15 protein-coding genes and 1 other annotated feature are annotated in these 14,832 nt (G+C 36.8%); all 15 genes read left to right on the top strand.

The features are described from left to right. The first annotated feature begins 2 nt into the window (after positions 1 to 2). Positions 3 to 1,091: an undecaprenyldiphospho-muramoylpentapeptide beta-N-acetylglucosaminyltransferase gene (murG, locus tag PEPE_RS05735; RefSeq protein WP_011673542.1), complete on the top strand. Its 1,089-nt coding sequence runs from the start codon at positions 3 to 5 to the stop codon at positions 1,089 to 1,091. 14 nt (positions 1,092 to 1,105) lie between these two features. Then, positions 1,106 to 2,218, top strand: a complete 1,113-nt coding sequence (locus tag PEPE_RS05730) for a cell division protein FtsQ/DivIB (RefSeq protein WP_011673541.1) — start codon at positions 1,106 to 1,108, stop codon at positions 2,216 to 2,218. A gap of 297 nt (positions 2,219 to 2,515) precedes the next feature. After that, a complete protein-coding gene (gene ftsA / locus PEPE_RS05725) occupies positions 2,516 to 3,877 on the top strand; it encodes a cell division protein FtsA (RefSeq protein WP_011673540.1) in 1,362 nt (453 codons plus the stop codon). 21 nt (positions 3,878 to 3,898) lie between these two features. Beyond that, entirely contained in the window at positions 3,899 to 5,218 is a 1,320-nt protein-coding gene (gene ftsZ, locus PEPE_RS05720; RefSeq protein ID WP_002833489.1) for a cell division protein FtsZ, read from the top strand. Positions 5,219 to 5,299: 81 nt separating this feature from the next. Next, positions 5,300 to 5,572, top strand: a complete 273-nt coding sequence (locus tag PEPE_RS05715) for a YggT family protein (protein WP_011673539.1) — start codon at positions 5,300 to 5,302, stop codon at positions 5,570 to 5,572. Positions 5,573 to 5,574: 2 nt separating this feature from the next. Then, a complete protein-coding gene (locus PEPE_RS05710) occupies positions 5,575 to 6,360 on the top strand; it encodes a YlmH family RNA-binding protein (protein WP_011673538.1) in 786 nt (261 codons plus the stop codon). A gap of 23 nt (positions 6,361 to 6,383) precedes the next feature. After that, complete coding sequence (locus PEPE_RS05705) at positions 6,384 to 7,115, top strand: DivIVA domain-containing protein (protein WP_002833486.1); 732 nt, start codon at positions 6,384 to 6,386, stop codon at positions 7,113 to 7,115. Further along, positions 7,111 to 7,325 (top strand) — a binding site (T-box leader). (Overlaps the previous gene by 5 nt.) Positions 7,326 to 7,371: 46 nt before the next feature. Beyond that, positions 7,372 to 10,173, top strand: a complete 2,802-nt coding sequence (ileS, locus tag PEPE_RS05700) for an isoleucine--tRNA ligase (RefSeq protein WP_011673537.1) — start codon at positions 7,372 to 7,374, stop codon at positions 10,171 to 10,173. Between the two features lie 105 nt (positions 10,174 to 10,278). After that, on the top strand, positions 10,279 to 10,488 hold the full coding sequence (locus PEPE_RS05695; RefSeq protein WP_011673536.1) for a cold-shock protein: 210 nt from the start codon (positions 10,279 to 10,281) through the stop codon (positions 10,486 to 10,488). Between the two features lie 2 nt (positions 10,489 to 10,490). Further along, a complete protein-coding gene (locus PEPE_RS05690; RefSeq protein WP_002833483.1) occupies positions 10,491 to 11,030 on the top strand; it encodes an NUDIX hydrolase in 540 nt (179 codons plus the stop codon). An 8-nt stretch (positions 11,031 to 11,038) separates the two neighbouring features. Beyond that, positions 11,039 to 11,299 carry a hypothetical protein gene (locus tag PEPE_RS05685; RefSeq protein WP_002833482.1) on the top strand — a complete coding sequence of 87 codons (261 nt, stop codon included), beginning with the start codon at positions 11,039 to 11,041 and terminating at the stop codon, positions 11,297 to 11,299. Positions 11,300 to 11,310: 11 nt separating this feature from the next. Further along, entirely contained in the window at positions 11,311 to 12,012 is a 702-nt protein-coding gene (locus PEPE_RS05680) for a 5'-methylthioadenosine/adenosylhomocysteine nucleosidase (protein WP_002833481.1), read from the top strand. Continuing rightward, positions 12,012 to 13,172, top strand: a complete 1,161-nt coding sequence (locus tag PEPE_RS05675; protein WP_002833480.1) for a cysteine desulfurase family protein — start codon at positions 12,012 to 12,014, stop codon at positions 13,170 to 13,172. Before PEPE_RS05680 ends, PEPE_RS05675 begins: the two co-directional genes overlap by 1 nt. A gap of 15 nt (positions 13,173 to 13,187) precedes the next feature. Then, complete coding sequence (locus tag PEPE_RS05670) at positions 13,188 to 13,529, top strand: DUF1831 domain-containing protein (RefSeq protein ID WP_002833479.1); 342 nt, start codon at positions 13,188 to 13,190, stop codon at positions 13,527 to 13,529. 109 nt (positions 13,530 to 13,638) lie between these two features. Continuing rightward, positions 13,639 to 14,784: a tRNA 2-thiouridine(34) synthase MnmA gene (gene mnmA / locus PEPE_RS05665; protein ID WP_301233043.1), complete on the top strand. Its 1,146-nt coding sequence runs from the start codon at positions 13,639 to 13,641 to the stop codon at positions 14,782 to 14,784. Positions 14,785 to 14,832: the final 48 nt, after the last annotated feature.

Below are 14,832 nucleotides of genomic sequence, written 5' to 3'. Positions count from 1 at the left end.
AAATGAGACTGATGGTTTCTGGTGGTGGAACTGGTGGACATATTTATCCAGCCCTAGCACTGATTAAACAAGTTAAACAAAGTGAACCTGATTCACAGATTTTGTACGTTGGTACAAGTAAGGGATTAGAAAGTAAAATTGTCCCAGATAGTGGAATTGATTTTAAAACCATAAATATCCAAGGATTCAAACGTTCACTTTCACTTGAAAATTTTAAGACAATCGGACTTTTCTTAAGTAGCGTGGTTAAAGCGCGTAAGATGGTTAAGGAATTTAAACCAGATGTAGTCTTGGGAACGGGGGGCTACGTTAGTGGTGCGGTTGTATTTGCAGCTAGTATGATGGGTGTACCTACTGTGATTCACGAACAAAATAGTGTGGTTGGCGTTACCAATAAGTTTTTGAGTAAGTTCGTTAAAAAAATTGCTATTTCGTTTGAGGCGGCTGCAAGTCAATTTCCTACCAAGAAAGTTGTGTTAACTGGTAATCCTCGCGCTACTGAAGTAGCACAGATTAAACCAAGTGGACTAAGTCAATTTGGTCTAGACGATAAGGTGCCTACCGTATTGATTTTTGGTGGAAGCCGTGGAGCTGAGAAGATTAATCAGGTCACTATCGACACCTTGGAAGAATTAATGGAACGTCCATATCAAACAATATTTGTAACAGGAAGAGTTCATTTCGAACGTTTAACCAAAGATATTGATTTGGCTAAATATCAAGGCAAAATAGCTATTTTACCTTACATTGCAAATATGCCAGAAATTCTTTCCAATATGGAAGTAATTGTGGGGCGAGCTGGAGCAACTAGTTTAGCAGAAATTACTTCTTTAGGAATACCGTCAATTTTAATTCCTAGCCCATATGTAACCAATGATCATCAAACAAAAAATGCAATGAGTCTGGTTAATAATGATGCAGCAGAGATTATCAAAGAAAGTGATCTTACTTCCGAAGCATTGATTAATACGCTTGATACATTGATGCTAGATCAGAAATTTCGAAACGTAATGGCAGAAAACGCTAAGAAAATGGGTCAACCACGTGCTGCTGAAAATCTTTATGATGTTTTGAAATCGGTTAGTAAGTAGATATAGGTAGTAAGATGAAAAAGAAGAAGGATGAAGAATTAACTCCGTGGGCCAAATATCAAAAAGAACATAATGCAAATAGTAGAAGCAGATTTAAGCGGAAACGCAAAGCCACTTCGAAAAATCCACGCGAACCTCAAGCTTCTTTTAGAAGAAATAATCGAAACAAGGTTAAAAAATCAAATAAAAAAGGCACCAAAAGAATAGTAAAAGAACAACGGCTTTCCAGACAAAAACTGGGAATATTAATTGGAAGTACGTTGATAGTGATCGCCTTATTTTTTGGTTATTTTTATTCTTCAATTAGTCGAGTTCAAAAATTTAGTGTAAGCGGTAATAAGCGTGTTTCCACTGCTAAAATTTTAAAAAATGTGTCTATCAAAAAAAATGATGTAATTTTAACTTCCATATTTAAGGAAGGAAAATTTGAAAATAATCTTTTAAAGAAAAATACAGACATCAAAGATGCTACCGTATCCATTTCATGGAGTGGCAAAGTTAAAATTAAAGTTAAAGAAAACGCGGTCATGGGATATGTAATAAGAAACAAGACTTATTACACCGTAAAACAAGATGGTTCGGTTGTTAGGAAGAGTGTTAGTCAACCAAGTTCGGATTACCCAATCTTCAGAAATTTCCAAGAAAATAGTACACTTAAAAAGTTTTTGAAGGAATATGCCCAGATGCCAAATAGTGTTCAAAATGATGTAGCAGAAGTCGATTTTTCACCGACTAAAAATGTTAAGGATCGTCTACATTTTTTCATGAATGATGGAAATCAAGTGTACGCTATTATGAGTACGTTTGCTAAAAAAATGAAGTATTACCCCGAAATTTCAGCAAGTATGAAAGAACGGGGAATGGTTGATTTACAAGTAGGAGCTTTTTCTAGACCTAGCGGTTGGACAGATGAGGCTAAAGCAGCCAGTGAATCGTCTAAAAGTGCCGAATCTAGTAGCAAAGCTAAAAAGCAGGAAAAAACGACACAAAATAGTGAAAGTGCCGATTCTACCAGTGCTTCAGCAGATTCAACCGAAACAATTAATTCAGCAAGCTCACAAAGTAAAGAAGACTTAGAAAGCTCAAATGCTGAAAGTACAGTAAATACTCAACAAGATATAGATTAATAAATCTGTTAATTTATTCTTAACATCAAATTGAAACTTAAGATGGATAAGATGCTCTTAGATAAAAATCGTTTAATCCACTAAAGGGTCAAACGATTTTTAAGTGCTATTGGTTGCGTTAAAATAAGTTTTTTAATTGAAAAACTATCAGTTTTGGAGCTGATTAAAAAAATAATTGTTTATGAATAAGTATTTCCTATTTTTATACAAGAATTGATATTAATATGGTAAACTGTTTAATATATGTGATGAATATATATATAAGAAACGGTTAAACGACTAGGAGGTTCCTTTATTATGGATAATTCAGGAATTTACGTTGGACTGGATATTGGAACCACCTCAATAAAAGTTATTGTTGCTGAATATGTCAAAGGACAAATGAACGTTATTGGTGTGGGAAGAGAGCCCTCAGATGGTGTAAATCGTGGTGTTATTGTTGATATCGACAAAGCCTCAATTGCAATTAAAAGGGCCGTTGAGTCTGCAGAACGCAAGGCAAATATTCAAATCCACGACGTAGTAGCTGGTATTCCAGCTAATTTATTAAGAATAGAACCTGTCAGAGGTATGATAGCTATCTCAGATAGCTCAAGGGAGATTGGAAATCAAGATGTAGTTGAAGTTTCAAATGCAGCTTCAGTACATAATCTTCCTCCCGAACAGGAAGTGGTTGATGTTTTACCTGACGAATTTATCGTTGATGGTTTTGATGGCATTAAAGACCCTCGTGGAATGGTCGGTGTTCGACTTGAGATGAATGGGGGATTGATTACTGGTCCTAAGACCATTATTCATAATTTAAAGAGCGCAATCCGTCAAGCTGGTTTAGGATTAGTAGATGTAGTCGTTAGTCCACTGGCTCTTGGCAGAACAATTTTAAATGATGGTGAACAAGATTTTGGTACGATTACTCTTGATTTGGGTGCAGGACAATCAACTGCCGCTGTGATCCATGATCATCATCTTAAGTACACGTTCGTTGAACAAGAAGGCGGACAATTTGTAACTAAAGATATCTCGGTAGTATTAAATACTTCGTTAGATAATGCAGAACAAATTAAACAACAGTATGGTTATGCTGTTGCTGATCAAGCAAGTAGTGATGCATTTCCAGTAAATGTTGTTGGTCAAAATGAACCGGTTGCAGTTACTGAGAAATATTTAAGTGAAATTATTGAAGCTCGAATGGAACAAATATTAACTAACATAAAAAAACAATTAGAAAAAGTAGGGGCTCTGGATATGCCGGGTGGTGTCGTCATTACCGGCGGGGGAGCTGCCCTTCCTGGAATCGAAACGTTAGTTGAAAGAATTTTTGAAACAAATGCTAAACTATATGTTCCAGATCAAATGGGTCTAAGACATCCTGCTTTTGCGCAAGCTCTTGCTATTTTGAATTATGAAGGTCGCATGAGCGATGTTGAGATTTTAGCTAAAACAGCAATGGTTTCAAGCGAAAGAACCGTATCAGAAACACTGCAAGATGATGTTGTTGATGAAAAGCCTAAATTTAAACAACGCACAAAATCATCAGAGAGACGTCCCGAATCACAACAAGAACGGCCTAAGCCAACAACTAATAATTCATCATCAAGCACAGCAAACTCAAATCGCTTCGATGGTATCAAAAAATGGTTTAGTGATTTCTTTGACTAACTAATCGATGGAGGAATTAACATGGAATTTTCAATGGACGAAAGTAAAAGTACAGGCGCAAACATCAAGGTAATTGGTGTTGGTGGCGGTGGTGGGAATGCCGTTAACCGCATGATCGCTGAAGGCGTAAAGGGAGTAGAATTTATCGTTGCTAACACTGACGTTCAAGCTTTACAAGCTTCAAACGCAGACGTTAAGATTCAATTAGGACCTAAGTTAACTAAAGGTCTAGGAGCCGGTTCAACACCTGATGTTGGTGCTAAGGCCGCTGAAGAAAGTCAACAAACCATTTCCTCTGCTCTTGAAGGAGCAGATATGATTTTTGTTACAGCAGGAATGGGTGGTGGTACCGGTACAGGTGCTGCACCTATGGTAGCTCAAATTGCCAAAGAGCAAGGTGCTTTAACGGTGGGTGTGGTAACACGTCCATTTACATTTGAAGGACCTAAACGTGCTCGATTTGCAGCAGAAGGTGTTGCAAATCTTAAAGAACATGTTGATACGCTTATTATCATTGCTAATAACCGCTTACTAGATTTAGTTGATAAGAAAACTCCAATGATGGAAGCATTTAACGAAGCTGATAATGTATTACGTCAAGGTGTTCAAGGTATCTCTGATTTGATTACATCACCTGGCTACGTTAACTTGGACTTCGCTGATGTTAAGACAGTTATGCAAAATCAAGGATCAGCTCTTATGGGAATTGGCTCAGCTAGCGGCGAAAACAGAACAGAAGAGGCTACAAAGAAGGCTATTTCATCGCCACTGCTCGAAACATCAATTGATGGTGCTGAACAAGTTCTTCTTAATATTACTGGTGGTCCAGACCTTTCATTATTTGAAGCACAAGCAGCTTCACAAATTGTTACGGAAGCAGCTAATGATGATGTAAATATCATCTTCGGTACTTCTATTGATAATGATTTACAAGATGGGGTACGAGTAACTGTAATTGCTACAGGTATTGATAAAAAAGCTGGTAGAGCGTCTTTACACCGTCAACCAGCACGCACCTCTTTTGAAACACCAAGCAGTAGCGTAAATACTACTACAACAAATGTTTCAAATAATACTGAAATTCGCGGTGCTGGTTCTACAGAAAGTTTAAACACGTCATCTAATAGTGAACAACCTACTCAAGCTGCTAATGATCCATTTGGTGACTGGCAATTACGTCAATCAAATGCTTCAAATGGGGTTCGTCCTACTTCACGCGATAACGATAGTTTTAGAAATGTTGAAAAGAAAGAATTCAACGCTTTTAACGATAATAACAATATTAGCTCTGACGATGATTCATTGGATACACCTCCATTTTTCAAACGTCGTGGCAAATAAAATATAATAAAAGGGTTTGGGCTAAGCTCAAGCCCGTTTATTGCAATTAGGACAAAATATTGAAATGAGTGATAGAAAATAATGATTACAGTAATCTTCCAATTGTTACATTGGGCCATTCAATTGTATATGTTAGCAATCTTTGTGTGGGTTTTGATGTCTTGGCTTCCAGGAGCTTATCAATCCGGCTTGGGAAAGTTGCTTACTAAAATTTGTCAGCCTTATATGAGTTGGTTTAGATTTATTCCACCTATCTTTGGAATAGATTTTTCGCCGATATTAGCTTTGTTAGTTCTTGAACTGTGTGCAAATGGATTAGTTTTTCTTGAAACCTTAATGCTTGGTGTAATTTAACTATGGATAATCAAATTACACAGCATTTTAGAAAAGAAGAGCAGGAATTAATTGAGAGCTTTTCATCTTCACTCCAAGAGGCTTTAGATCAAAATCGTCCAATTTTAACTAATTTTTTAAATCCCCGAGAACAACATATTCTCCAAACCCTAGTTAATCGATTTCCTGAACTAAAGGTTTATTTTAATGGAGGGTTTAGCGAGGCAGAAAATAAGCGAGCATTGATTACACCAGATTATTTTGTTCCTGCGGAAGATGATTTTTCTGTTAGAATCTTTGAAATTAATTATCCAATTAATTTTACAGATTTAGAACATCGTCAGATTTTAGGAACATTGGTTAATGCTGGTATTAAACGAAGTACTTTTGGTGATATAGTTCATCAAGCAGAACGCTGGCAATTTGCTGTCAATGGAGAATTAGAAAATTTCTTTTTAAATGAAATTGATCGAATTGGTAAAATAAAAGTTAAATTGATTCCTACTTCAACAAATGATATTTTAAAAGTTCAAGATGATTGGGAGCCTGTTAACCAGACTGTAGCATCTTTAAGAATGGATTCAATTATTTCAACAGGATTTTCGATCTCTCGTCATCGAGTGAAAGAACTGATTGAAAAACGTTTAGTTCAATTAAATTGGATGATTGATGAGAAAGCTGATACTTTAATTGCGTTAAATGATGTTATTTCAGTTCGAAAATATGGTAGGATAAAACTTGTTGATATTCTTGGAAAAACAAAAAAAGATAAACTTAAGATCCAGCTGGATATAATCAAAACTAGATAGTGAGTTATGGGGGTTTTATTAAAATGTCAATTGAACCACAAGATATACAACAAAAACAATTTTCAAATAAAATGCGAGGATACAATCCAGTCGAAGTTGATGAATTTTTAGACGAAGTTGCGTTTGAACAGCGTCGTCTTCATGATGAAATCGATACACTTCGTTCACAACTTAACGAGGCTAAAAGTCGAATTGATTATTTTGATGAGATGAAAGAATCCCTCAATAAGTCAATTATGGTGGCACAAGATGCAGCTGATAAAGTCAAAATCAGTTCAAAACGCGAAGCCGAATTTACTTCTAAAGAAGCCCAGAAAGAGGCTAAGTCAGTAATTGATGCGGCTCATAAGAAAGCTGATAGTTACATCGGTGAAGCGGCTGGTAAAGCTCAAAAGGTTGTAATTGCTACTGATGATTTGAAGAAGCAAGCTCGTAGTTTCCGTCAAAAATTTGAAGTTTTACTAGAGTCACAACTTCAAATGATTAAGGGACGCGACTGGGATAATCTGCTTAGTTCAGATGAACTACTCACCATTGGTGAAATTAAAGAAGCCATGCGTAATAGTGGTACGCTTGACAACTTCCAAGATGAGAGTGTACACTCAGAAGAAGTTGTCGAAGTTACTCCAGATACTCCAGCAGTTGAACCTGAAGTACAAGATGATCAACAAACCGTTGTAGTTTTCCCAGAAGACTACAATAATGAGAATGGTAATCCAACTAGTGAAGGATTCCATGTTAAACCAAAAGAATAAAACGTTAAAAAAGAAGAATCTTCAAAATGTAGCATCTTAGCGAGCTGACGACGGTGGGAGGTCAGTATGTAATTTGAAGGTTGATCACTTTTGAGTGCTAGATTGAAATTCAGTAAATCTAGTCGGTTGGCAACCGTTAAGTGCTACAAAGAGGAAGACCATTTAATGGTCTTTAAATTTGGGTGGTACCGCGAAGACTTCGTCCCTGTTAAGGGATGGAGTCTTTTTATTTTACTTGGAAAGGCGAGTGGTTTTAGTGCGAGTTAAAGATACATTAAACCTTGGAAAAACAAAATTTAAAATGCGTGGAAATCTTCCAGTTAATGAGCAAAAACGTGAAGATATCTGGGCTGAAAATAAAATTTATGAACAACGTCAAAAATTAAATGAAGGCAAACCATCCTTCGTTTTACATGATGGGCCTCCATATGCAAATGGAAATATTCATATGGGACATGCCATGAATAAGATTTCAAAAGATATTATTGTTCGTTACAAGTCAATGAGTGGTTTTAGAAGCCCGTTCGTTCCCGGCTGGGATACCCATGGACTTCCAATTGAACAACAGCTTACTAAGGAAGGCTATGACAGAAAAAAAATGTCTACAGCTGATTTTAGAAAGCTATGTCATGAATATGCGTTAAAACAGGTTGATAAACAACGTACTGATTTTAAACGTTTAGGTATTTCGGCTGAATGGGATCATCCATATTTGACACTTAATCCGGAATTTGAAGCACAAGAAATTAGAACATTTGGTCGAATGGCCGAGCTCGGATTAATTTATCGTGGTAAGAAGCCGGTATTCTGGTCATGGTCATCTGAATCAGCGATGGCCGAAGCAGAAGTAGAATATCATGATGTTACTTCACCATCTGCATTTTACGCAGAAAAAGTTAATGACGGAAAAGGCGTTCTTGATGAAAACACTTATTTTGTAGTTTGGACAACGACACCTTGGACAATCCCAGCTTCAGAAGGAATTACGATTGATGCTGGTTTTGATTATTCAGTTGTTCAACCAGCCGGTGAAGATCGTAAATTTGTGATTGCTACAGATCGTTTAAATTATGCTGCGGAACAATTTGGTTGGGAAGATGTTCAAACCCTTCAAGTTATCCGTGGCCGTGAATTAGACCGTATCAAGGCTATCCATCCATTTGATAACGATCGCGAACTAGTTGTTATGTTAGGTGATTTTGTTACTTTGGATTCTGGAACTGGGTTAGTTCATACTGCACCAGGTTTTGGTGAAGATGACTTCCGTGTAGGTAAGGAATATGGATTAGATATTTTTGTACCAGTAGATGATCGTGGCTACATGACAGCTGAAGCTGGACCAGATTTTGAAGGTGTCTTTTATGAAGATGCTAATGCAATTGCATTGGACAAATTAAAAGCTTCTAATGCTTTATTAAAACAAATGGACTATGTGCATAGTTATCCATTTGATTGGCGGACTAAGAAACCAATCATTTTCCGCGCAACGCCTCAATGGTTTGCATCTGTAGATAAGATTCGTGATCAGATTTTGGAAGCTATTGAAGATGTTGAATTTCTTCCTGACTGGGGTCAAAAGCGGCTTCACAATATGATTCGGGATCGTGGTGATTGGGTTATCTCTCGTCAACGTGTTTGGGGAGTTCCTTTGCCAATTTTCTATGCTGAAGATGGTACACCAATTCTTGAAAAAGAAACGATTAATCACGTTGCAGATTTATTCGAGAAGAATGGTTCGGATATTTGGTTCCAATGGGAAGCAAAGGATCTTCTTCCAGAAGGCTACTCCAACGAGCATTCACCAAATGGCGAGTTTACTAAAGAAAATGATATTATGGATGTTTGGTTTGATTCAGGGTCATCTCATCAAGGAGTTTTGGCACAACGCGATTATCTTGAATACCCAGCTGACTTGGTATTGGAAGGTTCTGATCAGTACCGTGGTTGGTTCAATTCTAGTTTGATTACAAGCGTGGCTGTGTCAGGCAAGGCTCCTTATAAAAAAGTTATTTCACAAGGATTTACTTTAGATGGTAAGGGCCATAAGATGAGTAAATCACTTGGTAATACCATTGTTCCTGATGAAATTAATAAGAAGATGGGTGCTGAAATCATTCGTCTCTGGGTTTCTTCAATTGATTCTTCATCAGACGTCCGAGTTTCTCAAGAAAACTTTGTAAAGGCCTCTGAATCATATAAGAAGATTCGCAATACCGTTCGCTACTTACTTGCAAATACATCTGATTTTGATCCAAAGGAAAATGGCGTAGATTATAATGAATTGCGTCCAGAAGACCGTTATATGCTAGTTCAGTTCAATGAATTAATTAGTAAGATTCGTACTTCATATGATAACTATGACTTTATCGACATCTACAAAACATTGTTGAATTATATTATTACGGATCTATCTGCATTCTATTTAGACTTCGCTAAAGATGTCGTTTATATTGAACCTGAAAATAGTTTGAAACGTCGTTCTATGCAAACTGTTTTCTACAAAATTCTGGTTGGGTTAACAAAACTAATTACACCAATTTTGCCACATACAGCAGAAGAAATTTGGGAATACCTTCGTGAACCAGAAGAATTTGTTCAATTAGCTGAAATGCCGGAAGTTGCTAACTATACGGATGGTGCAGATTTACTAAGTAAATGGCAAAGTATTAAGGAACTGCGCTCACATGTATTAAAGGCGCTTGAAGAAGCTCGCGATAGTAAAATGATTGGTAAATCAATGGAAGCTAAGGCTACCTTATACCTAGACGAATCCACTAAGCAATTAGTAGATACATTAGGGGTTGATTTACGTTTGATTTTGATTGTTTCACAATTAGAAGTAAAGGCATTATCAGAAGCTCCAAAAGATGCAGCAATTTTTGATGATCAATTAGCAGTCGAAATTACACCTGCTCAAGGGGAAGTTTGCGAACGTTGCCGAATGACAAAAACTGATGTTGGTTCAGACGAACACTTTGCTACGCTATGTGCTAGTTGTGCCCAAATCGTTACTGAAAATTACCCTGAAGCAATTACTGAAGGATTTGAAGAAAAATAGTTAATTAAGAATGATTAGGCGAGTAACCTAATCATTTTTAATTTACAGAAGTGTTTTCCACCATTATGATGGTAGTATGACAAACATAAAAAAGGAGCTTAAATTTTGGAAACTGGAACAGTAGAAAGCTTTGATAAAGAAAAAGGGTATGGATTTATTGAAACAGCTAGTGGAGATAAAGTATTCGCGCATTACACGGTCATTCAATCTGAAGATTATAAAACTTTAGAAGTCGGTGAAAAGGTTAAATTAATGCTTGCAGATGGACCTAAAGGGTTAATCGCGGTTAAAGTTTTTCGTGAGGAGGTTGAATAATAATGAGTTTTGAAGAAAAAGTAGTAGAGTCTATTTCAAGATATAAAGGCGAAGTTATTGATGTTTATCAACAAACGGTGAAATTACCAGACGGCGAATTGGCTAATCGAGATGTTGTTAAGCACCAAGGAGCTGTGGGAGTTTTAGCCTTAACCAATGACGGTAAGGCAATCTTTGAAGAACAATGGCGTACACCAATTGGCAAGTTAACAATTGAAATCCCAGCTGGTAAAGTTGAACCGGGTGAAGATTTACTTGAGACAGCCAAACGAGAGTTGAACGAAGAAACCCGCTATGAAGCTGGGAAGATTGAAAAAATTAACGGTTTTTATTCTGCTCCAGGCTTTTCAAATGAATATATGACTTTGTATAAAGCAACCAATTTAAAGAAAGTCACTAAGGAACTTCCTCGTGATCAAGGTGAAAACTTAAATATTTTTGAACTTTCATTGGATGAGGCATTAAAAGCTGTCGCTGAAGGTAAAATTGAAGATGCAAAAACAATTTTAGCCATTTATTATTGGAAGGCTAACATTAAGTAGGTGAGGCTTTGGATAAGAAAAAACAAACTCGTGCTGAATATCAAAGGAGTTTGCAAAAAGAAACAGAACAAATAGATGCAGAGCAAACTGTAGATGAAGAATTATCACGTAGCCAAAGAAAACAGCGTGAGACTAAAGATCAGCGCTTCAATCCAGACGAACAGTCGGAAGCAAAAAGCCGGGCATTGGCTAAGAAGTTAAACATCGCAATAGCAGGATTAGGAATTGGAATCATATTAGTTTTCTTAATTTTATTTTTTGTAGGATAGGTGAGTAAAGTATGAAATATGGTGTAATTTGTGCCATGGAAGAAGAAATTAAGACGCTTCTTGACACGCTAGAACTTGAAAAAGAAACCAATATCAATGGAATCATTTTTTATGAAGGAAAAATTAGTAATGTAGATGTAGTTCTGGTGCGTTCGGGAATCGGTAAAGTTGAGGCTGGAATTACAGCAGCAATTTTAGTTACCAATTTTAACGCAGATGCCTTAATTCATTCAGGTTCTGCAGGCGGAATTGGGGAAGGACTAGAAGTTGGAGACGTGGTGCTATCAACTGAAGTGGCGTACCACGACGTAGATGCAACAGCATTTGGCTATGAATATGGTCAACTCCCACAACAAGACAGTGCTAGATTTAAGGCTGATGCGTCATTGATTCATCAATTTGAATTAGCAGCTCAGAATCGTAATTTAAATACAAAAAAAGGTCTAATTGTTACTGGTGATCAATTTATTGCTAGTGCTGATAAAGTTAAAACTATTCTAAAAAACTTTCCAGATGCTTTATGTTGTGAAATGGAAGGTGCGGCAGTCGGACAGGTGGCTCATCAATTTGACAAACCATTTATTGTGGTACGTGCTATGTCTGATACCGGTAGTGATGATGCGGATGTTTCTTTTGACGAATTTATTATTGACGCTGGAAAGCGCTCCGCATCAATGCTGATTGATTTATTTAAGATGGAAGGGAATAAATAATGCAACAAGTATATTTAGATAATGCAGCTACAACGCCAACGGATGCCGCGGTAGTTGAAGTAATATCTAATGAATTATTAAATAACTGGGGTAATGCATCTAGTTTACATGGCTTCGGTCGTCGAGCTCGAGCTACACTTGACGAAGCTAGGCATATAATCGCACAAAGTATTCATGCGAATGATGATGAAATTATCTTTACTAGCGGTGGCACGGAGAGTAATAACACTGCCATTACACAAGTCGCTTTACGTAATCAAGATAAAGGTAAAAAAATTATTACTACTGCAATTGAACATCCATCAGTTTTGAACCCCATGCGTCGTTTAGAAAGTATGGGATTTGAAGTTACTTATTTAGGGGTCGATCAAAATGGATTGATTAGTTTGGATGAATTTAAAAATGCGCTAGATGACCAAACAATCTTAGTAAGTATTATGACTGGTAACAATGAAGTTGGTAGCCATATGCCAATTCATGAAATTGGTGAAATATTGAAAAATCATCAAGCAGTATTGCATACCGATGCAGTACAAGCCTACGGGTTAGTAGATATTGATGTTAAGCGTGACCACATTGATTTATTATCAACTTCAGCCCACAAGTTGAACGGTCCAAAAATGATGGGCTTCTTGTATAAAAACAACGAAGTTAATTTCGATAGCTTTATATTAGGCGGCGAACAAGAAGACAAGCGGCGTGCAGGTACAGAAAATGTTGCCAATATTGCTGGATTTGCTAAGGCTGTTAGTTTGCTTGATGCAGACCAAAAGAATCAATTGCAGGCTCGTTATGCCGGTTTTAAGCAAAAAATCATTCAAACTTTAAAAGAAAATGAAATTGAATTTGAAATCAATGGTTCGTTAGATGAAAACAACCTCCAACATGTTTTTAACATTTGGTTGAAGGGAGTTTCAACTTACGTAATGCAAACTAACCTTGATCTTGCCGGAATCGCTATATCAGGTGGATCAGCTTGTACCGCTGGAAGCTTAGAACCATCACATGTATTGACGGCGATGTATGGTGAGGATTCACCTCGCATTAGTGAATCGATTCGAATTAGCTTCGGTAAAAAGACTACGGAAGAAGATATTGAGTATCTGTGTGATCAGATTGTAGCAATTGAACAACGATTAAAACAAATAAGCAATAAATAGAAGCGAGGGGTTCAGATGGCTTTTACTAAAGAAGTGAATGTTAAGGGCGATAATGTCATTTACACGTTAAATGCTAATATAAAAAAATATACTTTATTAGACTTAGGATTCACAACTAAGAATAATGGGACATTCGTTTTAGAACGTTCGTTAGATTCAACTTCACCCTTTAACCAAGGGATTAAATTAAAGATAATGATTAAACCAGATTTCTCTGGATTTAAAATGAGTACAACCACAGCTAATGGAATGCAAAGTGTTAACATTTTTAGTCGGGAACAGGATGCACCATTAGTTGAACAGTACCATTTTTTGATTCAAGAATTACTTGAAAGAGAAGTATTGGCTAAAAAATAGTTACTAACTTTTTGTTAATGGTGGAATTTAATAAGTGTTTGGTATAAAATGGATTTTACTGGATTTATGCGACCTTCAATCGTAGATTCTCCAGAATCTGATAGAAATGATGGTGATAAATATGACTGACAACAGTAAGACACGTGTCGTTGTTGGTATGAGTGGTGGTGTGGATTCATCTGTAGTTGCATACTTGCTAAAGCAGCAGGGATACGATGTAGTAGGTGTTTTCATGAAAAACTGGGATGATACTGATGAAAATGGGTATTGTACAGCTACCGAAGATTATAAAGATGTTGCAAAAGTTGCAGCTAAGATTGGTATTCCTTATTATTCTGTTAACTTTGAGAAGGAATATTGGGACCGAGTGTTTACTTATTTCTTAGATGAATACAAAAAAGGACGTACACCAAATCCTGATGTTATTTGTAATAATGAAATTAAGTTTAAAGCTTTCCTTGACTATGCGATTAGTTTAGGTGCGGATTACGTAGCTACTGGACATTATGCCCAAGTTGAGCGTGATGAGAATGGTCACCAACATCTCCTTCGAGCTACAGATAGCAATAAGGATCAAACATACTTCTTAAGTCAATTAAGTGCTGAACAGTTAGATCGAGTAATGTTCCCACTTGGTGGAATGATTAAGCCTGAGGTTCGTAAGGTTGCTGAAGAAGCTGGACTATCAGTTTATGATAAGAAGGATTCTGTCGGTATTTGCTTTATCGGTGAGAAAAATTTCCGCGAATTCTTAGGAAATTATCTTCCAGCTAAGGCTGGTAAGATGATGACACTCGATGGTGAAGTGAAGGGTGAGCATGCTGGCTTAATGTACTATACTATTGGACAACGTCGTGGACTTGGTATCGGTGGTGGATCTAAGAATAACGAGCCTTGGTTTGTAGTTGGTAAGGATCTTTCTAAGAATATCTTGTACGTTGGACAAGGTTTTGAAAACAGTCATCTTTATGCTGCTAGTTTGGATGCATCTGACATGCATTTTGTGAATAAATTAGGTGAAGAACGAGGCCGTGATTTCCGCTGTACAGCTAAGTTCCGTTATCGTGCGCAAGATGTACCTGTAACAGTTCATTTTAGTGAAGACTTTTCAAAAGTTACAGTAGATTTTGATGATCCAGCTCGTGCAATTACTCCTGGACAAGCACTTGTGCTTTACGATGGTGAGGAATGTATTGGTGGCGGAATCATTGATGCTGCATACAATAGTGAAAAGAAGATGTTACAATACATCTAATTTAAAAAGAATCAGACTTAGTCTGGTTCTTTTTTTGTTTTTTGGTAA

The organism is Pediococcus pentosaceus ATCC 25745 (assembly GCF_000014505.1).
GTDB classification, from domain to species: Bacteria; Bacillota; Bacilli; order Lactobacillales; family Lactobacillaceae; genus Pediococcus; species Pediococcus pentosaceus.
The sequence above is the reverse complement of the archived record's forward strand: the minus strand, read 5'-3'. Positions and strand labels throughout refer to the sequence as shown.